Below are 24,657 nucleotides of genomic sequence, written 5' to 3'. Positions count from 1 at the left end.
CGAAATTGTAAGTACTTAGAAATCTTATAGATTTTTAAAAATCCGGGCGGGGCCCGATGATGGGGAATGGGAACTTTGAGTAAGCTTCTTTGTGCACTGTTAATCACATTCTTAACTTCCACCGTTGTGGCGGCACCGGCGAAAAAGAAAACCACGAAGTCGAAGGCTCCTGTGCAAACAGCAGCGGCTGAGGTTTCTTCCGGGCTGATTATTAAAACAATTGAAGTATCCGGCAACCGCAAGATTGAAAAAGACGCTATCCTTGCCAAAATCACCACCAAAGTGGGCGAGCAATATTCTGCCGATCATATTCGTGCGGATGTTCTTTCTTTGTTCAATCTAGGCTTCTTCAACGACATCGAAGTCAGCCGTCAAGTGACCGGTAAAGAAGTCACTTTGACTTACAAGGTTTTGGAAAAGCCTTCCATCGTGGAAATCGCTTACGAAGGCAACAGCGAAGTCAAAGCTGAAGACATGGCGGATGCTTCCGGTATCAAGGCGTATCAGCTTTTGAATATGGCCAAAGTCAAAGAGGCCGTGGAGAAAATCCAAAAGCTATACGAGGACAAGGGTTTCTTCCTGGCAAAAGTGGATTACGAAGTCCAGGAAGTGACCAAGGACGAAACGGTTCGTTTGGTTTTCAAGGTTCGTGAAAATGACAAAGTGAAAGTGAAAAAGATCACTTTCCTGGGTAATAAACATCTGGGTGACAGCGCTCTGAAATCCAAAATGCTAACCTCTGAAGGTGGCTTCTTCTCGGGCTTAAGTGGTTCCGGCCAATACAAGCAGGAAATGTTTGAACGTGACGTGCAGATTCTGCGCTTCCTTTACTGGAATCAGGGTTATGTTCAGGCCAAGGTGGACCGACCTCAGGTCACTGTGACTCCGGATAAGAAAAACATCTACATCACCATCCGTATCGAGGAAGGTGAGCAATACAATGTCGGCGACGTGGATTTTGCGGGCGACCTGCTGTTTCCAAAATCTGAACTGCGTGAAGTGATCAGTATCGATGACAACGGTGTATTTGCTTACGATGTATTGCAAAAAGACATCAGTGAGCTGACGGCGAAGTACGGAGATCTTGGTTACGCTTATGCCAACGTGATTCCGCGTACGCGCTTCAACGACAAAGAACGTCGTGTGGATCTGGTCTTTGAATTCGACAAAGGCAACAAAGTTTACTTCGGTAAGATCAATATGGTTGGCAACACCAAAACTCGCGATAAAGTGATTCGTCGGGAGCTGAAAGTGCACGAGGGCGAGTTGTACAACGAAACCCGCCGTCGTCAGTCTTTGGAGAACATCCAGCGTCTGGGCTTCTTTGAGGAGGTGAACTTCAAGACCTCCATTGATCCTGAGCGTACAGAAGTGATGAATGTTGATATCGCCGTGAAAGAGCGTAACACCGGACAGATCCAGGTGGGGGCCGGTTACGGTACGTCTCAGGGGTTCACATTGCAGGGGTCTGTGAATCAGGCCAACTTCCTGGGTAAAGGTCAGAATCTGGGCGCGTCTCTGAACTTGAGCAACACGGGCAGTTACTACAGTTTGTCCTTCACCGAGCCATACTTCCGCGACACTTTGTGGTCCTTGGGTGCGGACATTTATCAGAGTGCGAACTCCGGTCGTGTGGACTATGACGAAAATCACCGTGGGGGCGCGATCCGTTTGGGTCATCCTATTGCCGAATACACGCGCGGTTTCCTGAAGTACAAATACGACGATACTGAGCTTGAGGAAAAATACGAAAACGGCAAGCTGATCACCGATCCGGATTTGTTCCCGTTGAAGACCGCTTCCGGCGTTACCAGTTCTTTGACTGCCAGTATCGAGTATGACACGCGTAATGACCGCCAGATGCCAAGCAAGGGTATTTATACGAGCGGTTCTTACGAATACGCCGGTCTGGGTGGAGATCTGAAATACACTCGCGGAACGGCGAACTTCCGTTACTACAAGAATTTGTTCTGGGATGTGGTGTGGCGAAATAACATCCAATATGCCCGCATCGACTCTTTGGAAGGCCAGGAAGTGCCCTTCAGTGAATTGTATTTGCTGGGAGGCCCGTACTCATTGCGTGGTTACCGTTCCTACCGTGTGGGAAAAATGAAACAGTCCAAGATGATCTATGATGAGCTTCTGCCGACTTTGGGACCTGAAAAGGCCAAAGCTGAATCCATGCGTTTCTATGGTGGTGTTCAGCAGGCGATGTACCAGACGGAATTACAGTTCCCTTTGGTGAAGGAAGCTGGCATCATGGGAGCTGGATTCTTCGATGTCGGTGCGGCGGATGATCTTCTTACAGATGATAAATTCTTCGCTGACGTTGGTTTCGGTATCCGTTGGTACTCTCCAATCGGGGTCTTGCGCTTCGAATGGGGCTTCCCACTGAACCGCAACTCAATCTATCACGACGCGACCGTCTTCGAATTCTCCATCGGCCCGTCGTTCTAGGCGGCTCCGCCGAGGATGTCGGAGCGTCGGCAGACGCGCAGACTGGACTCGCGCTCCGGCGCAGGATGCTGAGGCGCCTTCAGGCGCATAAGCTGGACTTAACAAATTTTAGAAAACCTTTAAGGAGGATTTGGGAATGAAAAAAATGTTGATCGTGCTAAGCATGCTATTGACGGCATCTTTGGCGCAAGCAGAGACAAAAGTTGGATTCGTTGATATGCAAAAAGCTATTCAGTCCACTTCTGCTGGTAAGAAAGCAAAAACTGAACTTGAAACTGAGTTCAACAAAAAGAAAAAAGAGCTTGAGAAAAAAGAAGCTGACTTGAAAAAGATGGGTGAAGACCTTGAAAAGAAAAAGTCTGTTCTTTCCGAAGAAGCTCTTGGTAAAAAACAAGCTGAGTTTCAGGAAGAAATGCTGAAGTATCGTGATGTGGTTGGCAAAAGCCAGCTGGAAATCCAAAAGAAAGAGCGCGAATTGACGGCTCCGATTCTGGAAAAAATGAAAAAAGTCATCACCAAGCTGGCTAAAGACAAAGGCTACACTTTGGTGATCGAAAACTCTCAAATGGTTCTTTACGCAACTCCAGATGCAGATATGACTGAAGATGTGATTAAGGCCTTTGAAAAAGAAAAGTAGTTGATAAGAAAACGAAAAGGGCCTGCAAAGGCCCTTTTTTGATAGGAATAAAGTTCATGGCAAATTATAAAATTCATCCAAGCAGTGTTATTTCTCCTGACGTCCAAATCGCAGATGATGTTGAGATCGGTCCTTACTGTTTGATCCAGGGTAAAGGTTTTATTGGAAAAGGCACGTTCGTTGAAGGTCATGTGACTCTGGGTTCACGTCACGGGATCATTGAAATCGGCGAAAACAATCATTTCTGTCCAGGTGCTGTTATCGGGGGGGCTCCTCAGGATCTTTCCTACAAAGGTGAACCAACCAAATTGATTATTGGCAACAACAACACCTTCCGTGAATTTTCCACTGCCAATCTGGCGACCAGCAAAGGCGACGGAAAAACTGAAATCGGCAATAACGGCTACTTCATGGCCTACACGCACATTGGGCACGACTGTAAAGTTGGAAACAATGTGGTGATCGCCAACAACTCGCACTTGGGCGGTCACTGTGAAATTGAAGACGGTGTGACCATCGGCGGAGTATGCGCATTCAATCAGTTCACCAAAGTGGGTAAGGGCGCATTCGTTGCGGGTTCTTCCATTGTGAACAAGGATATTCTGCCGTTCTGCCGTGCTCAGGGAACTTATGCGACGATCCGTGCAACCAACAAGATTGGTCTTAGCCGTAAAGGTTACACGCGCGAGGAAGTGGCGAACGTTCACAAGGCGATTCGTATCATCATCATGGGGTCTCACACTGTGGAAGAGGGTATCGAACGTATCCTGCAAGAATGCACAATGAGCCCGAACATTGAATACTTCATCAACTTCATCAGAAGCTCCAAACGCGGTATCGCGGTGGACAGAAGCCCTAAAGGATGGCAGGACGATGAGTAATAAAAAGCTTCGTGCGGCCGTTGTCGGGGTTGGTTATCTTGGCAACTTCCATGCGCAGAAATACAAAAACAATCCCAATGTGGAGCTGGTCGGGGTGTGTGATCATTTCCCGGCTCAAGCTGACAAAATTGCCGCGCAGTTGGGGGTTAAAAGCTTCCACAAGCCGCAGGATCTTATTGGTGAAGTGGATCTGGTGACGATTGCTGCCAGCACCATGAGCCACTTTGAACTGGCAAAAATGTTTCTGGAAAACGGCGTTCATGTGAACGTTGAAAAGCCGATCACGGCGACGCTGGCTCAGGCTGAAGAGCTTTTGGCATTGGCTGCGAAAAATAATCTGAAAGTGGCAGTAGGTCATATCGAAAGATTCAACCCGGCCGTCAATGATCTGCAAAAGCATCTGAAAAATCCGAAATTCATCGAATTAAACCGCATGGCTCCTTACAACAAACGTGGTTCGGATGTCAGTGTTCTGCATGACCTGATGATCCATGATATGGATTTGTTGTTCTGGCTGACGGGTTCGGAAATCGAATCCATGGTGGCTTCGGGCACCAAGCTTATTTCCAAGCATCTGGATACGGCGTCCGCGTCCTTTAAAATGAAAAATGGTGTGCATGCGGTGATCAATGTCAGCCGGGTTTCCCCGGTGGCACAAAGATCCATTCGTGTGTTGCAGGACGATTGCACGTTGTTTGCTCAGACCGGCGTTTTGGAAATCGAAAAAGTGGTTCCGGGGGCAGGTGGTGACGAGTTCATCGCTGTCAGCAAGTGGAGTGTGGAAAAAGCCGATGCTCTGCAAAGAGAAACAGATGCTTTTATTGACTGTGTTTTGAATAACAAAACTCCGGTCGTGACCGGTCTTGATGGTTTGAAAGCATTGAAAGCCATCGAAGACATTCAAAAAATGATTGAGGGATAATGGATCAGGTTCTGATGGTGGCGGCGGAAGCCTCCAGCGTAACGTATGCTCAAAGAATTCTGGAAGCCTGGAAGAAGCAGGGACGTAAAGTTCATGCGTTCGGAGTGGGCAGTCAGGATATGGAGGATATCGGATTTGAGCGTTTGGGCAAGTCCGAGGAGATGGCTGTCGTTGGTGCCGCGGAAATCATCAGTGCCTATAGTCACCTGAAAGGTGTTTTTGACAGTCTGGTGGCAGAAGCCGAAAAACGCCGCCCGAAAGTGGCGATCGTCATGGACTATCCGGAATTCAACCTGATGCTGGCAAAAAAGCTGCACGCGTTGGGTATCCCGGTGGTTTATTACATTTCCCCGCAAGTCTGGGCATGGCGCAAAGGTCGTGTGAAGACGATTAAAAAATACTGTAAAAAAGTTTTCGTTCTGTTCCCGTTTGAAGTTCCCTTCTATGAAGAACACGGGGTCCCGTGTGAATTCGTCGGCCATCCTCTTTTGGATGAGCTGGATGAACGCCTGATGGATGATGCGGACTACTTGAAGACTCATCGCAATCAATGTGGCATTCGCGATGACGAGATTGTTCTGGGTCTGATGCCGGGCAGCCGTCGTCTGGAGGTGAAACAGCACTTCCAGATTCAATTGGATACAGCCCGTATTCTGGCGAAAAAGTTCCCGAACCTGAAAATTTTGATTTTAACGGCACCGACTTTCACCAAAGAATATATGCAGGACCTACTGGAAGACTTCCGTCTGCCGTACATGCTGTTGAAGGATGAACCATTCCGTATGATTCATCTGGTGGATATGATGCTGGTGGCTTCCGGAACGGCCACTTTGCAGGTGGGCTTGCTAAAAAAGCCGATGGTCATCATGTACAAGATGAAATGGCTGACGGGTGTGTTTGCCAAGCTCTTTGTGCGTGGGACCAAGTATTTTGGTCTGGTGAATTTGATTCTGAACAAAGAGGCTGTGCCTGAAAGATTCCAGTCCGAAGTGAATCCGCAACATTTGGCGGCTTTGTTGGAACGTTATATTCTGGATAAAAAGTACCACGATCAAGTGGTGTCGGATTTGGGACAGCTTCGTCAATATCTTGGCGACAAGGGGGCCACTCAACGTGTGGTCAAGGCCCTTGATGAGTATTTCACATAATGAAATTTTACCTGCGTCCGCTTTCTTTTCTGTACGATCAGGTCGTGGGGGTTAAGAACAACCTCTACGACAAAGGTGTGTTCGGAGTTTACAAAGCTCCGGTGCCGGTGGTGAGTATCGGAAATCTGACAGTGGGTGGGACCGGAAAAACACCGATCACGGATTTTTGTCTGAAGGCGCTGGTCGCTCAAGGGAAAAAAGTGGCGGTGATCAGCCGGTCTTATCGTGCGGATGCCTCTTCACCTTGTTTGGTGGATGTGGGACATCCTTTTGCCGCCCGTTACTTTGGGGATGAACCGGTTCTTCTGGCGCAATCCAATCCTGGGGTGGCGGTTTATGTCGGCCCCAGCAAGTGGCGAACGGCCCGTTATGCGGTCGAGCATGGCAGCTACGATTTGTTGATCGTGGATGATGGTTTTCAGCACCGCCGTTTGGCGCGGGATCTGAATATCGTGATTTTGGATGCTACAGAAAGTCTGGCCAACTACGAAGTTCTGCCAGAGGGCCGTGCTCGCGAATCCTGGCAGGGAATCGGGCGAGCGGATGTTTTAATTCTTTCCAAATGCAATTTGGCTCCGGAAGAACAATTGAAACAGCTGGAAGCGCGCCTGCCGAAAGACAAAGAGATTTTATATTTCGGCTATGAAATTCAAAAATGCCGTAATCTGAAAACGCAACAGATCCTTTCGCAGGATGATCTTCAGGGGAAAAGTCTGTTTCTGGTTTCTGCGATTGCCAGACCGGATGTGTTTGAAAAAATGATGGGGGAACTGGGTAAGGTTTCCCCGCACAGCCGTCATTTCCGTGATCACCATCAGTATTCTGCTGACGATGTAAAAGACATCGAAAGCCAGTTTAAAAAATCCCAGGCCGACTATCTGATCACCACGGAAAAAGACGCGGTGAAGTTGCGCCAGTTGTTCAATGATGCTTCTTTGCTGTGGAGCGCCTCTTTGGAGGTGGCCGAAGCGGGCAGGAAGGGACGTCTTCATGAAATTATTAATCAAGTTCTTCGTTAGTGTGATGGTCTTTTTCAGTTCCCTGATCCCGCGCCAGTGGCTGCGTAAGTCCGGTTCTTGGGTGGGATTCCTGTGGTTCGATGTTTTCGGCTTCCGTAAAAAGATTGTTCTGGATAATCTCGACATTGCCTTTCCGGAAAAAACGGCGGGTGAAAAGAAAAAAATCGGTCGTGAATCGGTTTATCAGCTGGGCTACAACTTTGCCGAATTCTTTTTTATTCCCTCGGTCACTTCGGAATGGATTCAGAAGAACGTGGTTTTTCATGGCTGGGAAAATATTGAAAAAGCCCGGACCAGTGGCAAGGGCATGTTCTTTCTGACTTTGCATTTGGGAAATGGCGATCTGGCTTCCAATGCCATCGTGATGAACGGGCAGGACGTCAGCATTATCACCAAAAGATTTAAGACTCAATGGTTTGATGACTTGTGGTTTTCCGTTCGGGGTGCCAAAGGCGTGAAGTACATAGATGCTCATGCGCCGAACAACGCTTTTGAGATTCTTAAAGCGCTTAAGCGAAACGAAGCTTTGGTGTTTGTTCTGGATCAGTTTATGGGCCGTCCTTATGGGATTGAAACCACCTTCTTTGGCAGGAAAACCGGCACGGCCTATGGTCTAGCTTTGTTTGTGCAGAAAACCAAGGCACCGGTGCTGCCTATCTATACCTACGAGGGGGAAGACAAGAAACTTCATGTCGTTGTCGAACCAGCCATAGACACAGCCCAAAGTGTGACTGATGATAAGGATCAGACGACCTTGAATCTGACTCAAGCCTTCAGTGACAAGATTGAACAGATTGTAAGAAAGCACCCGGAACAATGGATGTGGGTGCATCGACGTTGGAAGGACTTCCGGTGAACTTGAAACTGCTTCTTGGTGCTTTGACTTCAGCTTTGTTGTTTTCAGCTTGTTCCACTTCGTTCTTGAAGTACGACAAGGCCGATCAGCTAAAAAAGAATGAAGAATTTGAAGAAGCCGTGAAGATTGTAAAACAGCCCGTGCCGGAAACCACAGAGGCCGCGCCTGCGGAAACGCCAGCACCGGTACCAGCGCCAGAGAAGTCCGAGCCCGTCAAGGCAACCGCTGCGCCAACGCCAAAAGCCGTTAAAAAGACGCCGGGAAAAAAGACCCCGGCGAAGAAATCTGCCAAAACACCTGCAAAGAAAACTGACAAATCCAGCACTTCTGAAGCGGCCGTCAGACAACCGGAACTGGAAGATTCTGTTGGTTTCAACGGCCGCCGTCCGGTGGTGGACCCTTTCCGCGAAGGGGAGGAAGTGGTGCATGACGTGCATTACTTTAAAGTTTCTGCCGGGGAACTGCGTATGAAGGTGGAACCATTTGCGATGGTAAACAACCGCAAGGCCTATACCTTTGCTGTGGAAATCAAAACCAGTTCTTTGTTTTCAACCTTCTACAGTGTTGAAGATCGCGTTGAAACCTTTGTGGACTTTGAGGACCTGGTCCCGCGTGTTTTCCAATTGCACGTGAAAGAATCCGGTCAGTTGCGAGAAGCCAAAATGCTCTTTGACACCGACAAGGGTCTCGCCACCTTCTGGGAAAAGAAAGTCACAAAAGAAGACGGCGAGAACGAGAAAAAAGAAACCTGGGATATTCTGCCTTACACGCAAAATGTTTATAGTGCGATTTTCTATATGAGAAACTTCCAATGGGAAACCGGCAAAGAGTATTCATTCCGTGTCGGCAATGACAAAGAAAATCTGGTATTTTCGGGGAAGGCTCTGCGCCGTGAAGTATTGGATACAAAGTTGGGGCCGATGAAAGCCATCGTGATTCAGCCGAATATCACCCTTAAGGGAAAATTCAAACCTATCGGTGATAACTTCATCTGGCTGTCGGATGATGATCGCAGATACATCTTAAGAATCGAATCCAAAATCAAAATTGGAACTCTTATCTCCGGAGCCTGTTCCAGAACCAGTGCCACAACCTATTGGGTTTTTGCCTTTTCTGAGCGCCACCGGGATCCAGAGCAGTAAGCGTCATCATTTAAATCAATGCCGCAGACAAAGTCGTCCCCGATCGAAACATTCTTAAACTCTTTTCCTGCGGCAGCAAGAACGGGCTTTCTATAGTGTTGTGCATTTCCGGTTTCAAATATGTCATCGTAGTTGTAACCCCAGCAATAAAGGCGGTTGTCATCTTTCTTTTTTGCGCAGGTATTCTCTGTTTGGGATGAGTATATTTTTTCGAAATTTTCTTCTGTAATAAATGAATAGGCGAATGGATTTGTAATATAGCTCACCCCCGATCCGGAAGAATTCAGATAGTCTGCACACAGAAGCATATGATCGTCAGTAATCCCGCACCCCGTGTTGTACTCGATAAGTGCAGTTTGAAGGTCCTCGGTTTTTGATTCTCCTGTAAAAGCCTCTACGCAGATTTTTTGTTGAGAGGCGGTCAGTCCACAGACTTCACTTGAGCCTCCGTTAGTGTTGGGGTTTAGATTGTCAGCTCCGAACGGACTTTTAAGCAGAGTGGGGGTCGTCCTTGCGCCGGATTCCGACTGGCCCCAGCAATAAAGATCATTATCGAAAGTCAGACCGCACATTCCAAAGTTGTAGGAAGCCAGAGCCGCAAAAAGATGACCTCCTTGGACAGCGGTGGGGGATGCTTGGGCTGTGGTATTCCCCGTACCCAGTTGACCATAGGTGTTGCGCCCCCAGCAAAAGGCTTCTCCGTCGGCAGTGAGGCCGCAGAAGGAACTGTCGTAGTTTCCATGGATGGAGATAAATACTTCGCTAGTAACAATAGCAATCGGATTGACTCCATAGCGAGCTCCCCAGCAGGAAATACTCTTGTCTGTTGCTAAGGCACAGGAGTCTGTATCTGACACGGCAGTAGCCTCGGTAGGTTTAGTAAGAGGAACTTTAAACGGAGTCAGCTGAGAGTTGACTCCTCCGGTGGCGCTATTGCCACCCCAACAATAAACATCTTTTTGGTCGTCAACTGCGCAGACATGAACAAGCCCTGCTATGACTTGCGTGAACTTTTTATTTGAAGATATTTTGACAGGAGGTTCCGAATAAGCCGTTGAACCGTTCCCCAATTGACCATTGGTATTGCTTCCCCAGCAATAAAGATCGCCATTGGCAATAATTGCGCACCATTTACTGTGGACTTGGACTTCAGAAAGGCGCACGGGTATTGTGGTGGTATCCGCCTGAAATGGGGGGTGATTGGTCCAGTAAGAAATTTCTTGGCCGTCGCCGGAAATCAGATAAAGAGACTTTTGTTCATAGCTGATTTGAGAGGGCAGACCGTCGAGTGTCTCAGAACGAGAAAGACGTGCATCTAGCGTACAGCCGGTGGCGCCAAGTAGGGAAATAGAAAATAAGAAGATCGAGATGAGGCGCCCCAGTAAAAACATACCTTACTATCGGACTGCGAAGTGTTTATCGTGAGTCCAAGCGGCACAAGAAAAGGAAAACTGTTTCGGGCATGGACCGCAAAACACCAGAAAACAAGAGAAAATCTAGCGTTGTTGGTCGGCTTGCAGGCGTTGGGCGGCGAGGGTTTCTATTTCTTTTGCCAAAAACAGATTCTGTGAAAGAACCCGATAGAAATCTTTTTGCTGGATTTCCAGCAGAACTGTTTCCTGCTGGGTTGTGGCGCTGGCGGTTCTTTGGCCACCGCTCATCAGCAGTGAAATTTCACCGAAGCAGGCGCCTTGGCCCATCACATTGATGTTTCTTCCTTGCTGACTGATCACGACACTGCCTTGAACAACGATGTAGCAGGTATTTGCCGTCTGACCTTCGTTAAACAGCCTTTGATGAGCAGGGGCCTTCACCAGTCGGCCCGAGAAAATCAAACTGTCCAGACAGTCACCCGGAAGCTTTTTAAACACATTCGAGGACTGCAGGGCCTGTAAGATCCAAAAGCGGTGTTGCAGGCTTTGTGCTTTTTCCGTTTTTATCAGCTGATCAAATTCAGGAAGATGGCGCACGCGCAGGATTTCGCTGGGGGCCAGGGTGATGACATCTGCGGTGCGGGGTTGATTTAATAAAAAACCACTTTCGCCAAACAGGGCACCGGCTTCCAGGGCGGCCACCAGTTGGCGGTGTTGTGCATCCATCACGCGATAGATTCCGGCTTGTCCTTTAAGCAGAATAAACAGATCGCGGTCACTCTTTCCTGATTGGATCACTTTGATGTTGGCTGGAACCTGAAAGCGTTCTGCCTTTTGCAAAAGAAACTGCGCCAGCTCCGCATCCAGTGACCGGAAAAAGGGAAGGTTCTGTGCAGACAGGGAAAAACCTCCCGACATCTGGGGGCCTAGTTGGGAACCCGCCGCACTGGCCTGGGCTGCGGCCTTGCTGAAGTAATCCCGGATTACAGGATTCAGCAGAATGCCTTCGTGAACTAAAAACTCCAGCAGGGTCGAGAGCTCCCGAAAATTCACCAGCCATCCCTGCCCCAGAAAGAACTGCACCAAACCTTCCACAGAGGTTCCGTTTTTTAAAACATCCAAATAAGAGTACTGCAAAGAGCTTAGGCGAAAGCTTTTTCGTGAAGAAAGAACCGTCATCAAGCCGCCGTCAGAAGCGGGTTGAAGTTGAAGGGGCTGAAGCTGGACCTGTTCTTTTTCAAATCTCATAAAATGATTCTGACATTCAAAGCAAGACAATACAAAGGTCTTAAATGCAGTGCTGGACCTGTGCGTGGCTTTTACCTGACATAGAATCAGACTATGGCCATTGTGGATTGTCGATATTTCTCAGGTTATAAACCATGTTCCAAAAGCAGTTCTTGCGATAGCGGATGCAGCTTTAAAGACATCCCGGCCCTATCTATTTTAGTTGTTCATTTAGGCGCCTTGGGGGCGGTGGTCCGCAGCACCAGTTTGTTGCGGGCGATGAAGCGCAAATATCCCTCGTCCATGATCACATGGGTGACGGATGCTCCGGCTCATCATCTTTTAAAAAATCATCCCGCTATTGATCGAGTGCTGACCACTAGCGAGGCGGATCTGTTACAGCTTTCGACACTGGAATTTGAAGTGGGTTTTGTTATTGATAAATCCCTGAAAGCCTGCGGTGTGGTGAAGCGAACCACGGTGGATCAGCTCTTTGGATTCAAAGTTCAGGGCCGTAATGGGGCCATTGTTCCGGCGACAGAAGCCGCCACGGAACTGTGGGAGCTGGGTCTTGACGATCAAAAAAAGTTCTTCATAAATCAAAAACCAGAAACGCAATTGATGATCGAAGCTTTGGAGCTGGGGCCTTATCGTCGGGACGAATACTGGCTTCCTTTAAGTGCTGCGGAAACGCAAATCGCGGATCATCGTCGTTCTGAGTGGCTCAAACAGCAGGGAAAAGAAATTATCATCGGCTTGAACACCGGTTGCAGTCATGTGATTGCCGCAAAAAAATGGACGGTGGAATATCACCGTATGGTGATTGCAAAAATCTTAAAAGAACTGCCGATGGCGGCAATTGTACTGCTGGGTGGTCCGGAGGATACAGAGCGCAACCGGAGAATTGCTCAGGGACTGCCGGTGATTTCTTCGGCCACAGAATCGGGCTTGCGTGACGGTTTGGTCAGTGTGGCCGCCTGTGATGTGGTGGTGACAGGGGACAGCCTGGGTATGCACATGGCCATTTCCCAGAAGAAACAAGTCATAGCCTGGTTTGGTCCCACCTGCGCACAAGAGATCGACATCTATGACAGAGGATTTAAGCTGCTCAGCCAAAGCCCATGCAGTCCATGCTGGAAGAGGACTTGTGAAAAGTCGATTATGTGCTACGATCAGGTCTCTTTAGAGGAAGTTCTTAATGCCCTTAAATCTTGTTGTGCAAACCGCCTTTCTGGGCGACTTACTGCTGTCGATCCCGCTCCTTAAAAAGTGCCGGGCGCTTTGGCCTGAGCATAAACTGGGATTGGTGTGTCGCAAGGGCTTGGGTGATTTCTTTCTTAAAGCGGGCATTGTCGATCAGATCTATGAAATCGAAAAAGGCAAAAAAGACACCTACAGCCGTATTCTGGGTCAGCTTAAATCCGAAAAAATCGATCATCTGATTTCTCCGCACGAATCCATGCGCACGGTTTTGTTCTGTGCACAAATCAAAGCGCAACATAAAATTTCCTATAAAAATGCCTGGAACTTTTTTGTCTTCGGCGACAGAATCGTGCGCGATGTGCGTCTGCCGGACGCGATGAGACAGCTAAGCCTTCTGACACCTTTTGATTCGGAACTGAAAAAAAATCTGCAAAGCTACGTTCAAGCCGCCAAACCCTACTTGCCGTCAGAGCAAGGGCATCTGTCGGCCCCGCCGGACTGGGCGTCCATGTCTCAGCGCCAGCAGGTGCTGAAGCATCACGAGCTCTTTGAACAGCTCAAGAACAAGTTCCAGTTGCAGGGCTTTGATGATGGCAAAGCCATTTTGATTTTTCCGGGCAGTGTTTGGGCCACCAAGCGCTGGACAGAGGAAGGCTTTGTCGGTGTCGGTAAGGCGTTGCAGCAGCAGGGTTATAAAGTCTATGTGATGGGCGGGCCGGGAGAGGAAACCCTGGCAGAACGAGTGGCGGATCAGATTCCTGGATCAGTGTCACTGGCCGGAAAAACCAAGATCATTGAATCAGCGCAGTTAATCGCGCGCGCGGCCTTGTTGATTGGGAATGACAGTGCATCCACACATTTGGCGGCCGTCTGTGAAACACCTTTGATTGCCGTGTTTGGTCCGACGATTCTGGAGTTCGGTTATCGTCCGTGGTCTGCAGAAAGCTACGTTGTGCAGAAGAATGATCTTCGTTGCAGACCGTGCGGAAAGCACGGCCACAAAGTGTGTCCGATTAAAACCCATGTGTGCATGAAGGATATCCCGGCAGAGGAAGTCCTTCGCACAGCCGGATTTATTCTTCGCTAGTATAATCTTTCACATTGATGCCATACTTGCGGATTTTACGCAGCAGAGTGTTCTTCGGAATGTTGGCCTGAGCCACCGTCTGATTGATACGGCCATTATTGGCCTTCAGCGCGCTGACGATGAACTCTTTTTCCATGCCCTCTTTGAACGCATCGAAATCCAAAGGACCGGAATAGCCCACACTGGCTGTTTTATCCGCGCCCTCTTTCGGTGCCAGCTTGATGGAATCCGGTAGGGAATCAACAGTGATCTGATGGCTGTTTTCAACAATGAAAGATCTTTCAATGATGTTTTCCAGCTCGCGGATATTGCCCGGCCAACGATAGGACTTCAGCATATCCAAAGCTTCTGCGGTGATACCGGTGATTTGGCGACCATGTTGTTTTGAGAATTTTTTAATGAAGTTCCCGGCCAGGGCTTCAATATCATCGGCACGTTCACGCAAAGGCGGCAGGAAGATTGGCATGACATTCAGACGATAGAACAAGTCTTCGCGGAATTCGCCCTCTTCCATCATTTTTTCCAGATTGCGATTGGTGGCTGCAATAATACGAGTCGTGGTTTTCACTTCGCGGTTGCTGCCGACAGGGGTGAACTTGCGTTCTTGCAGCACACGCAAAAGTTTAACCTGCATGTCCGGGCGAAGTTCACCGATTTCATCCAGGAATAAAGTTCCGTTGTTCGCCAGCTGGAATTTTCCGATTTTTCTTTCCACAGCTCCAGTGAAGGCGCCTTTTTCGTGGCCGAACAATTCACTTTCCATCAGATTTTCAGGGATCGCACCGCAGTTGATCGCAACAAAAGCCCCGGATTTGCGAGGGGAGTTGAAGTGAATCGCACGGGCCACCAGTTCTTTCCCGGTTCCGTTTTCACCACGCACTAAAACAGTGGTGTCCACTTTACACAGGCGATAGATCAGGTTGAAGACCTCTTTCATTTTGGAAGAACCACCCACGATCTCACTTTCGATGTCGTCATCAAAAACCGGGTTGGACATGGCAAGGCTGGAAATCAAATCACGGGCCTCCAGACACTTGCGCACGATTTCCGTCAGGCGTTGCGGCTGAACCGGTTTTTCCACGTAGTCGTAAGCGCCTTCTTTGATGGCAATAACCGCATCATTCAAATTGGAATGAGCCGTCATCAAAACCACAAACGTGCGCGGGTCGTGCTCTTTGATGGCTGTTAAAGCTTCCAGACCGTTCATTTCCGGCATCTTCACGTCCATCAGAACCAGGTCCCATTGCTGTTCTTTGACCTTATCCAGAGCCTCGCGGCCGGTGGAGGCTTCTTCCACGGTGAACTCGATTTCAGGCATGGTGGATTTCAGGATGGAAATCACCGAGCGGCGCAGTTCCGCCTCGTCGTCAACAATCAGGGTGTGGAGTTTTGTCATCATAGCAGCACCTCATCTTCTTCAGCATCTAATGGCAGGGTGAAGGAAACCGTGGTGCCTTGGCCCACTTTACTTTCCATTGTCACTTTGCCACCGTGGAGTTCAATAAAATATTTAACCAAATAAAGACCCAGCCCCGTTCCTTTGGTGCGTAGGTCCTGATCGCTTCCGCGGGTGAATTTGCCCCAGACTTTTTCCATGTCTTCGGGTTTGATTCCCTCTCCGGTGTCTTTCACCAGAACGTGGATGTCTTCTTCAGACTCATGGGAAACAACTTCGATCTGACCGCCGCGAGGTGTATATTTGATCGCATTTTCAATCAGATTGATAACAACTTCTTTTAGCAACGTCGTATCAAATTCGGCAGAGAACATCGGTTCCAGAGCCGTGTGGATTTCGATGCCACGTTCACGCGCCAGAGGTCGCAGGTGTTGCAGGGCCTCTTCTATGATCTCGTTGATGTCGGCCACTTCCTTGTTGATCTTAAAATCACGGGACTCGACACGCAAAACTTTCAGGATGGACTGGATATAGCGATTCAGTTCGTCACTGAACAGGCGCAGGGATTTTAAATCCTGCCCCAGCTCTTCCTCCTGGGAATGCTGGGTCAAAAGACGATCGACAATCGCCTGAATTTTGGCGATCGGGGTTTTCAGATCATGGGAAATCAAACTGACAAAGTTGTTCTTAAGCTGTTCCAGCTCGGCCAGATATTCCTGTTCCTGTTGCAGGCGGAAGTTTTGGCGTTCGATCTTTGTTGCCTGATAACCGATAAAGATAATCCAGCTTGCCCCCAGCAGGATGAACGGCGAAAAGGCCGGGGACCAGAAATAGAAGCTGTCAAACACCCACGCCGACAAAGCCGCCAGCAAGGTCCCGATCCACAAAATACAGAAAAGCGCCACGGACTGCGGATAAGTCGTGATCACAAACACTGCCAGCAGCATCAGGATAAAGAACCCGGCGGCATACCAGATGAACGGCAGACGCTGAATCCATTTGTTGCCCAGAACGGTGTCGGTGATGTGCGCCAGAATCTCGGTGCGGGATAAAGTTCCCATCGGGGTCATATACACCGGTGCCGCGGATGTTTCCGCACCGATCAGAATGATCTTGTCGGTAAAGGCATTGGCTGGAAGCTCATCGTAAATGATTTCGCTTAAAGAGTACTGTTTGAAAACCCGGCTGGAACCACGATAGTTGATAGGAAGCCCGGCCAGTTGGGTCGGGAATTTCTTGCCCGTGATCTTTTCCACCAGATGGGGCATCTCGGCTCTTTGTGGGAAGACACGGCGGACGACGCCGTCCTCGTCACGGCGAAGTTCGTTGGAGCCCAGATTGGAAAGTTCCCGGTTGGTGAACACTGGCAGCAGAATTCGTTCTAAAGAATTGGTGGTGGAAGCCCACACCACACGCGGGTCCAGGAACAGGCGTTGTTCTTCCGGAGTCATACGCACGGTGCCGACGTTATCGCCAAAATAAAGAGTTACACCGACGGACTTGGGATTCTGGCGAAGGATGCGCAGAAGAAGTTCTGACCACAAGGGCTTGTTCCAGAAGAAGCTGTCGGTGATGTCGGTCACTTCGCTCATGTTGTCCAGGAAGTTGGTGCGGGCATCGTAGATCATGGAAAAGTCAGATTGACGAATCGTGATCAGAACAATTTGTGAGGAAGTTTTTTGATCACCACGCAGCTGAAAGCGTTGGTCGTAGGACGTGATTTCGTCATTGGACAGGGCCAGACAGCCAATCAGCCAGCACAAAATACAACGCAGCCAAAAACCCCGGCGACGGGAGAAGAAACGAAGCAGGACTTCGAATCGGAATTTGAGATGCTGAATTAGGTCCTTTTGCACGCGTCGCAACATAGCAAATTTATTAAAAAATTCAAGTTTTAAGAGGAGATTAAAAGAACTATTATTGAAAAATATGCATGTTTATCAAGGTGCCAAACATCTGAATTCACCCCTGGCGGCCTCTGTCGTCACTATAGGGAATTTCGACGGGGTCCATCTGGGCCATCAGCAGCTTATCGAAAACGTCGTCCGCGAGGCTCAGTATTTTGGCGTGCCTTCGGTGGTCTATACTTTTCACCCGCATCCTGTGAAGGTTCTTCATCCTGAAAGGGCGACTTATCGCCTGTTCGATTTGAAAGACCAGCAGGAACAGTTTGAAAAGCGTGGCATTGAAAATGTGATTATCGAGGAATTCACCAGGGACTTTGCCAAGGTCAGTCCTCAGGAATTTTTGGATCAGTATGTTATGGCTCAACTTCACCCCAAGACTCTGGTGGTGGGGCATGATTTCAACTTTGGGGCGGATCGCGCCGGCAACATTCCATTTTTGGAAAAATACTGCGCGGAAAAAGGTGTTCGTCTGATCATTATTCCTCCTTTCCAATACGCAGGCAAAGTGGTGTCTTCCACACGCATTCGGGAACATCTGAAAGCCGGGGAAGTGGAAAAGGCCAATGAGCTTTTGGCGCGCACATACTACGTGCGGGGGCATGTGGAAAAAGGCTTCCAGCGCGGGCGCACGATTGGTGTGCCCACGGCCAACATTCATCCGGATGTTGAATTTGTGCCTCGTCAGGGGGTGTATTGCACCTTGACCCGTATCGGAGCGCATATGCATCCGTCGATCACAAATATTGGGGTGAATCCGACCTTCCAGGAAAATGGCAAAGGTCCGGTTAAGATCGAAACCCATCTGTTTGATTTCGATGCGCAGTTGTACGGCGTGGAGGTGGAAGTCTATCTGATGCACTTCCTGCGGGATGAACAAAAGTTTTCGGGTATTGAAGAACTGAAAAATCAGATTCATCGCGATATGGCGGAAGCCAGAAAGTACTTTGATGAGCACCCTCAAAATACATGAGGTTCACACCTCTGGCACTCACGGTCAGTTGGTTCAGTTCCTTCAGCAGCTGTCTGGGGAAAAGGGCTGGGGTTGGGAATTTGCGATCTTTGCGGAGTTTTCAGAGGACGTTCTGAAAGGTGCTTCTGCAGTTAAGGTCGAACCGAAGCTGTCCTCTGTGATCTTGCCGACTATAAAGGTTTTAACCACTCAGGTGCGTTCGGTGGAAGTTCTGGATTCTTTCTTTTTAGAGGACGGTTCCCTGTATCCGCGCGTGTTGTTGTTTGAGGCTTTGCGACAGGTTCTGGTGTCGCAGGCACGGGATCTGGACATTCGCGCCCCCGCTTTTGTGATCGGGCATAATGAAGAGGCTCGTGTGGTGGCCTCAGTGCTGGCGCTGATGGGTGTCGGGGATATTTATCTGGTCGGAGAGCGTGAGGGTCTGGATGAACATCAGCAGGCTTTGCAGCGTTCCCATCTGGGAATTCGTTTTCATGCCCTGCCAACCGATGAACTGACCATGCAGGCGGTCAGCGCGGGGATTGTGGTGAACACAGTTGATCTTTCCACGCAGCAGGCTTTGCTGACGGATCTTTCTTATTTCAATTATATGAATGGAAAAGGCTACGCACTGGATCTGAACCTGTTGCCTTTGCAGAATCTTTTGTTGGAAGAGGCGGAAAAGGCAGATCTTCGCGTTTTGCATCCGGTTTTGGTGGCGGAAGCTTTGACTTTGCTGTGGTTGCAGCGTCTAAAGCCAGACCATGACCTAAGTATGGAAGAGATTCGTGAAAGCTGGACCAGGTTTTTGAAACAAAACTCTTCCTCCGTCTAGTTACAAAAAATGGCACCCTGGAGTAAATTTAGTCCAGGGGAGTCCTAATGTCTTCACTCAAAATCGGGGAAATTTTAGTTAAGCAGGGTTTGCTAAAGCCTGACCAATTGCAAGCTGCAATGGAAGAGCAAAAGAAAACCGGCCAACGATTGACCAATTCCATCATCCAGTTGGGTTACCTTAAAGATAACCAGATTCTGCGCGCTGTTGAAAAACATTTTGCAGTTCCGGGAGTTGAGGTTAACACGTTTGAGATTGATCCGTCTGTTATTTCGATGATCCCCAAGGATCTGTGCGAGAAGAACACACTGATTCCATTGCAAAAAGCGGGGAACACTCTGGTTGTGGCCTTCGCGGACCCCAGTAATATTATAGTCAAAGAGGATTTACGCTTTATCACCCGCTGCCGCATTCAGGCCGTGGTGGGAACGGAAAGCGCCATTGTTGCCGGTATTGAGAAGTACTACGGTGGCAGCATCAACATGAAGTCCCTGAATACCATGAGCGCGGTGGAAGATGATGATTTTATTCTGGGGGTTGGACCTCAGGCGGAAATCATCGATCAGGACAGCGGCCAGGAAGATGCGCCGATTATCAAATTTGTGAATTCGATTCTGGCGGATGCCATCAGAAAAAAAGTGTCTGATATTCACTTTGAACCTTACGAAAAAAAATACCGTGTCCGTTTCCGTATTGACGGTAATCTGGTGGAGGCAACGGCTCCTCCGGCAGGGACGGCGGCGGCAATTGCCTCGCGTATTAAGATTATGTCCAAACTGGATATCGCCGAAAAACGCCGTCCTCAGGATGGACGTTTGAAAGTTAGAACCAAAGCCAAAGAGATGGATTTCCGTGTCAGCGTTCTGCCAACTCTTTGGGGTGAAAAAGTTGTTCTGCGTCTTTTGGATAAATCAAATCTTCAGCTGGACATGACCAAGCTTGGCTTTGAAGAGGACGATCTGAAGCTTTTCAAGGCCACCATCAATCTGCCTCAGGGGATGGTATTGATCACAGGACCCACGGGTTCTGGTAAAACCACGACGATTTATTCGGCGCTGGCCGAGCTAAATCAGCCTGACGTGAATATTTCCACAGCGGAAGATCCGGTCGAGTTCAATCTGGAAGGAATTAATCAGGTTCAGATGAATCCGGATATTGATTTGAATTTCTCCAGTGCCTTGAAATCCTTCCTGCGTCAGGACCCTGACATCGTGATGGTCGGGGAGATTCGTGACCTGGAAACGGCAGAGATCGCCTTTAAAGCGGCCTCCACAGGTCACTTGGTGGTTAGTACCCTGCATACCAACGATGCGCCGGGAACGGTGATTCGTCTGACTGAAATGGGGGTGGCTCCTTATATCATCACCTCCACTGTGAACTTGATCGTGGCCCAGCGTCTGGTGGGTAAGGTGTGCGAGTCTTGCAAGGCTCCAGTGGAAGTTCCCGCACAGACTCTGATCAATCTGGGTGTTCCGCAGGCGGAAATCGGTGACTATAAACTGATGCGTGGCAAGGGTTGCGCCAATTGCAACAACACCGGCATCAAGGGACGTCTGGCGATTTATGAGCTTCTGGCCATGACAGAAAAAATGAAAGAGGCCATTTTAAAAGGCGCCTCCACCGGACAGCTTCGTTATCTGGCGCGGGACCAGGGGATGAGAACTCTGCGTCGAAGTGCGCTGTTAAAACTAAAACGTGGCGTAACAACTATTGAAGAAGTGCTCAACGCATCAGTGAAGGACACCTAATGAGTTTGACCGAGCTACTTTTGCAGGCCAAAGCCAAGAAGGCGGAAGAGTTTTTGTTCCTTGTCGGCAGTGAACCGCGCATTCGCGTTCCGTCGGGATGGACCAGCTTGCGTTCATCCCCGGCCTTGATGACGGAATGGAATCTTTTGCAGCAAAGTCTGTTAAGCACGCAACAAAAAGCGGTGCTGGAAACAACAGGTGTGGTGCAGGGGGAAGCGGCTTTGGACAGTCTGCGCATCGGTTTTTCGTTCTTCCAGCATGACAGCACTATGAAGGCTGTTCTGGATATGGATCTGGATGGCGGGAAACAGGAAATTCAGCTTCCGCCTTCCTTACTTGATGCCTGTTTGCGCATGAAGGGGTTGGTTTTGCTATCTGGTCCCGGAGAAGCCGGACAAGTCTGGGCTTTGCATCGTATTTTACAAAAGCTGTCCGAGGAAAAATCCTTCCTGGGTGTGGTGTATTCACGCAAAGCTTTCCCGCAAGTGAAAGAGGCCAAATCCTGCTACATCTATCACAATGGTGAATTTGCCCGTCCGGAAGAAAAGGAATGTCTGATGTCCGGTGTGGACATGGTGGTGTTCGACGGTTTCGCGGATGAAGAATCCTTCCTGGAGGCCATGACTTTGGCAGAACAGGGGATCTTTGTGATTTATTCCATGAAAGCGCCGTCTGTCACCAATGCCCTTCGTCGTGTGCTTTCAACGTTAGGCGAACGTTATGCAGAGCATGGGGCTCCGAGACTGGCTGAAGTGCTGACGATGGCATCGGGACAGTACCCGGTCGCAGGACTTAGTGGTGAAAAGATTTTTGCCCATGAAGTTCTGCTGATGAAGCCGCAAGTTCGCGCCCTGATTGAAGAGCAGGATTTTAAAGCGCTGGAAAATCTGCTGCTTCAAGCTCCGGAAAATTCCGGAATTCTGACTTTGAATCAGTCTTTATTACAACATTTGATTCGACGACGTGTGGACCTGAAAACAGCATTTGAAGTGTCCCGTCAACCTGACAACCTGGATCAGCTTCTGAAGAAGGTAGGTATCTAAGATGGCAAAGTTTCAGTACCAAGCGAAGAATGCAACCGGCCAAATGGTTCAGGGCGAAATCGAGGCGGGTTCTCAACAGGAAGCCATCATTCGCCTTAGAGCACAGCAGTTGTTACCGGTGCGTGTGGTGGCCTACGGTGCCGCCCGTGCTTCTGCCGGAAAAAGTGCCAGTATTTTTGCACCTTCTGTCAAAGGCAAGGACTTGCAAATTTTCACTCGTCAGTTCGCGACTCTGATCAATGCCGGTATTCCGGTGGTGGATTCTTTAAAGATTCTTTCGGAAGGTCTGCGCCCGGGTTTGTTGAAGGAAGCCTCCGCTCAGGTTAAGACGTCCATTGAAGGCGGTCGTCGTTTGGCTGAAGCCATGGCGCAGGTGCCGAACGTATTTGATAAATTGTATGTGAACATGATTCAGGCAGGGGAAGAAGCCGGTATTCTTGACGGTATCTTGCAGCGTCTTGCCAGCTACATGGAAAAATCTGAAAAGATCAAAGCACAGGTCAAAGGGGCTTTGGTTTATCCGATTGTCATCATCATCGTGGCGATGATCGTGATCGCGGGTATCTTGGTCTTCATTATTCCCAAATTCATGGAATTCTTCTCGTCCTCCGGGAAAGAGCCGCCAATGCTGACCATGCTGGTGGTTTCCCTGAGTAACTCCATGATCAACAACTGGTATATCTATGTGGGCGTTGCGGTGCTTGGCCCTATGGCTTTGATGCAGTGGCTGAAGACCGATGCGGGGAAAGACACCTTTGACCGCTTTATTATGAAAGCTCCTGTTTTTGGTGAGGTGGTGCAAAAATCCGCGATCGCGCGTTTGACCCGAACACTGTCCACATTGTTGGCGTCAGGTGTGGGGCTTATCGAAGCGATCGAGATTTCCGCAAAGACTGCGGGTAATGCGGTGATTGAACAATCTTTGTTGCGCTGTAAGGAATCGGTGACAGCGGGACGCACTTTTGCCTCTCCGTTGGCAAAAGAAAAAGCCTTCCCGGACATGGTGGTTCAGATGATCTCTATCGGGGAGCAGTCCGGTACCATGGATATTATGCTGGGTAAGATTGCGGACTTCTATGAAGATGAAGTTGAAACAGCTGTTAAAGCCATGACGTCGCTGCTTGAGCCTCTTTTGATGGTGGTTCTGGGTGGTATCATCGCGGTTCTGGTTGTGGCGATGTATCTTCCGATCTTCAACATGGCGGATGTGGTTCAATAGATGCGTTTAAGTTTTGCTTTGCAGAACAGTAAAAACCAGGGGCTGACGGTGGAATTTGCACGCGTCAGCCTTTTTGCGTTGATTCTGCTGATCAGTGTTATCTCCAGTGTGTTTCAGGAAGCCTTCGTCAACTGGCAGGTTCTGGGGCCGTTTTACGGAATCTTAAGTATCGCCTTTGGCATGCACATTATGTGGTTTGCTGAATGGAACCGCCTGCTGAAGAATCCAAGCTGGCTGTTTGTGGGCTTCGTTGTGGATGCCCTTTTGATTTCCCTTTTGATTTTCTATTCCGGGATCAATCAGTCCTTGTTCCTGTTCATGCATTTGGTCAACATTCTGCTGGCGGGGATTGCGTGTCGTGGCGTGGGGGCTGTGACGCTGGCTCTGTTCACCAGTATCTTCTTTACGATTGCTGCTTTGTTCTCTCCGGAAATGAAGGCCTTGAACTTCTTCTTCCTGCTGGCTTTGAATAATATTGCCTTCTTCTCTGTGGCCGGCCTTTCCGGATACTTAAGTGAACAGTTGCAGTCCGTCGGTAAGGAACTGACGGAAACCGGAGCCAGCCTGCGTTCGGCGCAGGAGCTGAACGAGGTTCTGGTGGAAAATATTCCGACCGGAATGGTCTCGTTCACGGATGCTGGTGAAGTGGTCAAAGCCAATTCTTCCGCAGCAGAGATTCTTGGATTTGCGGATCTTTCCACTCAGAATTGGTACAGTCTGTTTCCAGAAACCAGAAGAACTGAAGGTTTGTTCAAAGGGGATGTGAAATACACGGCTCCCAACGACAGCAATGCCAAAATTTTGGGTATGACGTTGTCGAAGATCTACAGCCCGGAATTGCAGGCGCATTTGTCCATCGGTTTATTCGATGACCTGACCAAGATTCGCCAGTTGGAATATGCCGCCCGCCAGAATGAAAAGTTGGCGGCCGTGGGGGGGCTGGCTGCGGGGATTGCTCATGAGATCCGCAATCCATTGGCTGGCATTAGTGGCAGTATCGAACTTTTGACTCAGACTGTGAATAATGACGACGATCGCAGGCTGATGAAGATCGTTTTGCGTGAAATTGATCGCCTGAACAATCTAATCACCGAATTTTTGGATTACGCCCGTCCGGAAGTGCCGCCGACAGACCCGGTGGATCTGTCAGCATTGTTAACAGAGATTCTGGATTCGATGAAGCTCAATGCGCAGGTGCGTGCTGATATCGAGCAGGTGCGGGAATACAGTGAAGGCCTGAAGATTCTGGGTCGTCGTGACAAGCTGAAACAGGCGTTCCTGAATATCATCATCAATTCCTATCAGGCCATGAATGAGGCGCAGAATCCGCAGATTGCTGTGAAAGCTCTGGTTACGGACAAGGAAGTGCGCGTGCGCATTCGTGACACCGGAAGCGGAATGAGCGAAGCCACGAAAAAGAAAATGTTTGAACCATTTCATACAACGAAGCCAAAGGGCACGGGCCTTGGTCTAGCTGTGACACATAAGATTCTCGAAGGACATGGGGCGCAGGTCTTTGTCGAGAGTGAAGTGGGCGTAGGTACTGAGTTTATTTTGACTTTCCCCAGAGCGAACTGAGAGAATAGTTTTTAACACAAGGACGTGGGA

The 24,657-nt window shown here is 49.1% G+C and carries 20 protein-coding genes; 16 read left to right on the top strand and 4 right to left on the bottom strand.

The genetic code is table 11. The features are described 5' to 3' along the window. Positions 1–66: 66 nt before the first annotated feature. From bamA to EZJ49_RS13230, 8 genes are all read left to right on the top strand, one after another. Positions 67–2,457 carry an outer membrane protein assembly factor BamA gene (gene bamA, locus EZJ49_RS13265; RefSeq protein ID WP_262552663.1) on the top strand — a complete coding sequence of 797 codons (2,391 nt, stop codon included), beginning with the start codon at positions 67–69 and terminating at the stop codon, positions 2,455–2,457. 136 nt (positions 2,458–2,593) lie between these two features. Then, positions 2,594–3,094: an OmpH family outer membrane protein gene (locus EZJ49_RS13260; RefSeq protein WP_262552661.1), complete on the top strand. Its 501-nt coding sequence runs from the start codon at positions 2,594–2,596 to the stop codon at positions 3,092–3,094. A 56-nt stretch (positions 3,095–3,150) separates the two neighbouring features. Continuing rightward, on the top strand, positions 3,151–3,975 hold the full coding sequence (gene lpxA, locus EZJ49_RS13255) for an acyl-ACP--UDP-N-acetylglucosamine O-acyltransferase (RefSeq protein WP_262552660.1): 825 nt from the start codon (positions 3,151–3,153) through the stop codon (positions 3,973–3,975). Continuing rightward, a complete protein-coding gene (locus EZJ49_RS13250; protein WP_262552658.1) occupies positions 3,968–4,897 on the top strand; it encodes a Gfo/Idh/MocA family protein in 930 nt (309 codons plus the stop codon). Before lpxA ends, EZJ49_RS13250 begins: the two co-directional genes overlap by 8 nt. After that, positions 4,897–6,045, top strand: a complete 1,149-nt coding sequence (gene lpxB, locus EZJ49_RS13245) for a lipid-A-disaccharide synthase (protein ID WP_262552657.1) — start codon at positions 4,897–4,899, stop codon at positions 6,043–6,045. The genes EZJ49_RS13250 and lpxB overlap by 1 nt, the downstream gene beginning before the upstream one ends. Then, positions 6,045–7,064 carry a tetraacyldisaccharide 4'-kinase gene (gene lpxK / locus EZJ49_RS13240; RefSeq protein ID WP_262552655.1) on the top strand — a complete coding sequence of 340 codons (1,020 nt, stop codon included), beginning with the start codon at positions 6,045–6,047 and terminating at the stop codon, positions 7,062–7,064. Before lpxB ends, lpxK begins: the two co-directional genes overlap by 1 nt. Continuing rightward, the gene (locus tag EZJ49_RS13235) at positions 7,036–7,920 is read left to right on the top strand and encodes a lysophospholipid acyltransferase family protein (RefSeq protein ID WP_262552654.1); all 885 of its coding nucleotides are present in this window, start codon (positions 7,036–7,038) and stop codon (positions 7,918–7,920) included. The genes lpxK and EZJ49_RS13235 overlap by 29 nt, the downstream gene beginning before the upstream one ends. Then, positions 7,917–9,062, top strand: a complete 1,146-nt coding sequence (locus EZJ49_RS13230) for a DUF3108 domain-containing protein (RefSeq protein WP_262552652.1) — start codon at positions 7,917–7,919, stop codon at positions 9,060–9,062. The genes EZJ49_RS13235 and EZJ49_RS13230 overlap by 4 nt, the downstream gene beginning before the upstream one ends. Here EZJ49_RS13230 and EZJ49_RS13225 read toward each other — a convergent pair. Beyond that, on the bottom strand, positions 9,014–10,453 hold the full coding sequence (locus EZJ49_RS13225; protein ID WP_262552651.1) for an RCC1 domain-containing protein: 1,440 nt from the start codon (positions 10,451–10,453) through the stop codon (positions 9,014–9,016). The two genes, EZJ49_RS13230 and EZJ49_RS13225, sit on opposite strands and share 49 nt — an antisense overlap. Before the next feature lie 105 nt (positions 10,454–10,558). Next, positions 10,559–11,683, bottom strand: a complete 1,125-nt coding sequence (locus tag EZJ49_RS13220; RefSeq protein ID WP_262552650.1) for a cyclic nucleotide-binding domain-containing protein — start codon at positions 11,681–11,683, stop codon at positions 10,559–10,561. Between the two features lie 93 nt (positions 11,684–11,776). Between EZJ49_RS13220 and EZJ49_RS13215 the strand changes: the two genes are divergently transcribed. Continuing rightward, positions 11,777–12,928 carry a glycosyltransferase family 9 protein gene (locus EZJ49_RS13215; protein WP_262552649.1) on the top strand — a complete coding sequence of 384 codons (1,152 nt, stop codon included), beginning with the start codon at positions 11,777–11,779 and terminating at the stop codon, positions 12,926–12,928. Continuing rightward, on the top strand, positions 12,861–13,952 hold the full coding sequence (locus EZJ49_RS13210) for a glycosyltransferase family 9 protein (protein ID WP_262552648.1): 1,092 nt from the start codon (positions 12,861–12,863) through the stop codon (positions 13,950–13,952). The genes EZJ49_RS13215 and EZJ49_RS13210 overlap by 68 nt, the downstream gene beginning before the upstream one ends. Here the strand turns inward: EZJ49_RS13210 and EZJ49_RS13205 are convergent. Together EZJ49_RS13205 and EZJ49_RS13200 are read right to left on the bottom strand one after the other, a co-directional pair. Then, positions 13,939–15,351 carry a sigma-54-dependent transcriptional regulator gene (locus tag EZJ49_RS13205; RefSeq protein ID WP_262552646.1) on the bottom strand — a complete coding sequence of 471 codons (1,413 nt, stop codon included), beginning with the start codon at positions 15,349–15,351 and terminating at the stop codon, positions 13,939–13,941. The genes EZJ49_RS13210 and EZJ49_RS13205 overlap by 14 nt on opposite strands. Next, the gene (locus EZJ49_RS13200) at positions 15,348–17,216 is read right to left on the bottom strand and encodes a sensor histidine kinase (RefSeq protein ID WP_262552644.1); all 1,869 of its coding nucleotides are present in this window, start codon (positions 17,214–17,216) and stop codon (positions 15,348–15,350) included. Before EZJ49_RS13200 ends, EZJ49_RS13205 begins: the two co-directional genes overlap by 4 nt. Before the next feature lie 61 nt (positions 17,217–17,277). On the opposite strand from EZJ49_RS13200, the gene EZJ49_RS13195 reads away from it, so the two are divergent. Genes EZJ49_RS13195 through EZJ49_RS13170 form a run of 6 tightly spaced genes read left to right on the top strand, consistent with a single transcriptional unit; the run spans position 17,278 to position 24,627 of the window. Beyond that, a complete protein-coding gene (locus EZJ49_RS13195; RefSeq protein ID WP_262555959.1) occupies positions 17,278–18,225 on the top strand; it encodes a bifunctional riboflavin kinase/FAD synthetase in 948 nt (315 codons plus the stop codon). Further along, a complete protein-coding gene (locus tag EZJ49_RS13190; RefSeq protein WP_262552643.1) occupies positions 18,203–19,039 on the top strand; it encodes a hypothetical protein in 837 nt (278 codons plus the stop codon). Before EZJ49_RS13195 ends, EZJ49_RS13190 begins: the two co-directional genes overlap by 23 nt. Positions 19,040–19,086: 47 nt before the next feature. Further along, entirely contained in the window at positions 19,087–20,787 is a 1,701-nt protein-coding gene (gene pilB, locus EZJ49_RS13185) for a type IV-A pilus assembly ATPase PilB (protein WP_262552642.1), read from the top strand. After that, positions 20,787–21,830: a twitching motility protein PilT gene (locus EZJ49_RS13180; RefSeq protein WP_262552641.1), complete on the top strand. Its 1,044-nt coding sequence runs from the start codon at positions 20,787–20,789 to the stop codon at positions 21,828–21,830. The genes pilB and EZJ49_RS13180 overlap by 1 nt, the downstream gene beginning before the upstream one ends. Before the next feature lies 1 nt (position 21,831). After that, on the top strand, positions 21,832–23,049 hold the full coding sequence (locus tag EZJ49_RS13175) for a type II secretion system F family protein (protein WP_262552640.1): 1,218 nt from the start codon (positions 21,832–21,834) through the stop codon (positions 23,047–23,049). Beyond that, positions 23,050–24,627 (top strand): two-component system sensor histidine kinase NtrB, encoded by a 1,578-nt coding sequence (locus tag EZJ49_RS13170; RefSeq protein ID WP_262552639.1) that lies wholly within the window; start codon positions 23,050–23,052, stop codon positions 24,625–24,627. Positions 24,628–24,657 lie beyond the last annotated feature (30 nt).

The organism is Bdellovibrio bacteriovorus (assembly GCF_025558485.1).
GTDB lineage: Bacteria > Bdellovibrionota > Bdellovibrionia > Bdellovibrionales > Bdellovibrionaceae > Bdellovibrio > Bdellovibrio bacteriovorus_G.
The sequence above is the reverse complement of the archived record's forward strand: the minus strand, read 5'-3'. Positions and strand labels throughout refer to the sequence as shown.

Excerpts from the sequence above, each read along its gene's own strand:
- bamA (WP_262552663.1), top strand. The coding sequence starts at position 67 with ATGGGAACTTTGAGTAAGCTTCTTTGTGCACTGTTAATCACATTCTTA.
- EZJ49_RS13260 (WP_262552661.1), top strand. The coding sequence starts at position 2,594 with ATGAAAAAAATGTTGATCGTGCTAAGCATGCTATTGACGGCATCTTTG.
- lpxA (WP_262552660.1), top strand. The coding sequence starts at position 3,151 with ATGGCAAATTATAAAATTCATCCAAGCAGTGTTATTTCTCCTGACGTC.
- EZJ49_RS13250 (WP_262552658.1), top strand. The coding sequence starts at position 3,968 with ATGAGTAATAAAAAGCTTCGTGCGGCCGTTGTCGGGGTTGGTTATCTT.
- lpxB (WP_262552657.1), top strand. The coding sequence starts at position 4,897 with ATGGATCAGGTTCTGATGGTGGCGGCGGAAGCCTCCAGCGTAACGTAT.
- lpxK (WP_262552655.1), top strand. The coding sequence starts at position 6,045 with ATGAAATTTTACCTGCGTCCGCTTTCTTTTCTGTACGATCAGGTCGTG.
- EZJ49_RS13235 (WP_262552654.1), top strand. The coding sequence starts at position 7,036 with ATGAAATTATTAATCAAGTTCTTCGTTAGTGTGATGGTCTTTTTCAGT.
- EZJ49_RS13225 (WP_262552651.1), bottom strand. The coding sequence starts at position 10,453 with ATGTTTTTACTGGGGCGCCTCATCTCGATCTTCTTATTTTCTATTTCC.
- EZJ49_RS13220 (WP_262552650.1), bottom strand. The coding sequence starts at position 11,683 with ATGAGATTTGAAAAAGAACAGGTCCAGCTTCAGCCCCTTCAACTTCAA.
- EZJ49_RS13215 (WP_262552649.1), top strand. The coding sequence starts at position 11,777 with ATGGCCATTGTGGATTGTCGATATTTCTCAGGTTATAAACCATGTTCC.
- EZJ49_RS13210 (WP_262552648.1), top strand. The coding sequence starts at position 12,861 with ATGCCCTTAAATCTTGTTGTGCAAACCGCCTTTCTGGGCGACTTACTG.
- EZJ49_RS13205 (WP_262552646.1), bottom strand. The coding sequence starts at position 15,351 with ATGATGACAAAACTCCACACCCTGATTGTTGACGACGAGGCGGAACTG.
- EZJ49_RS13200 (WP_262552644.1), bottom strand. The coding sequence starts at position 17,216 with ATGTTGCGACGCGTGCAAAAGGACCTAATTCAGCATCTCAAATTCCGA.
- EZJ49_RS13195 (WP_262555959.1), top strand. The coding sequence starts at position 17,278 with ATGCATGTTTATCAAGGTGCCAAACATCTGAATTCACCCCTGGCGGCC.
- EZJ49_RS13190 (WP_262552643.1), top strand. The coding sequence starts at position 18,203 with ATGAGCACCCTCAAAATACATGAGGTTCACACCTCTGGCACTCACGGT.
- pilB (WP_262552642.1), top strand. The coding sequence starts at position 19,087 with ATGTCTTCACTCAAAATCGGGGAAATTTTAGTTAAGCAGGGTTTGCTA.
- EZJ49_RS13180 (WP_262552641.1), top strand. The coding sequence starts at position 20,787 with ATGAGTTTGACCGAGCTACTTTTGCAGGCCAAAGCCAAGAAGGCGGAA.
- EZJ49_RS13175 (WP_262552640.1), top strand. The coding sequence starts at position 21,832 with ATGGCAAAGTTTCAGTACCAAGCGAAGAATGCAACCGGCCAAATGGTT.
- EZJ49_RS13170 (WP_262552639.1), top strand. The coding sequence starts at position 23,050 with ATGCGTTTAAGTTTTGCTTTGCAGAACAGTAAAAACCAGGGGCTGACG.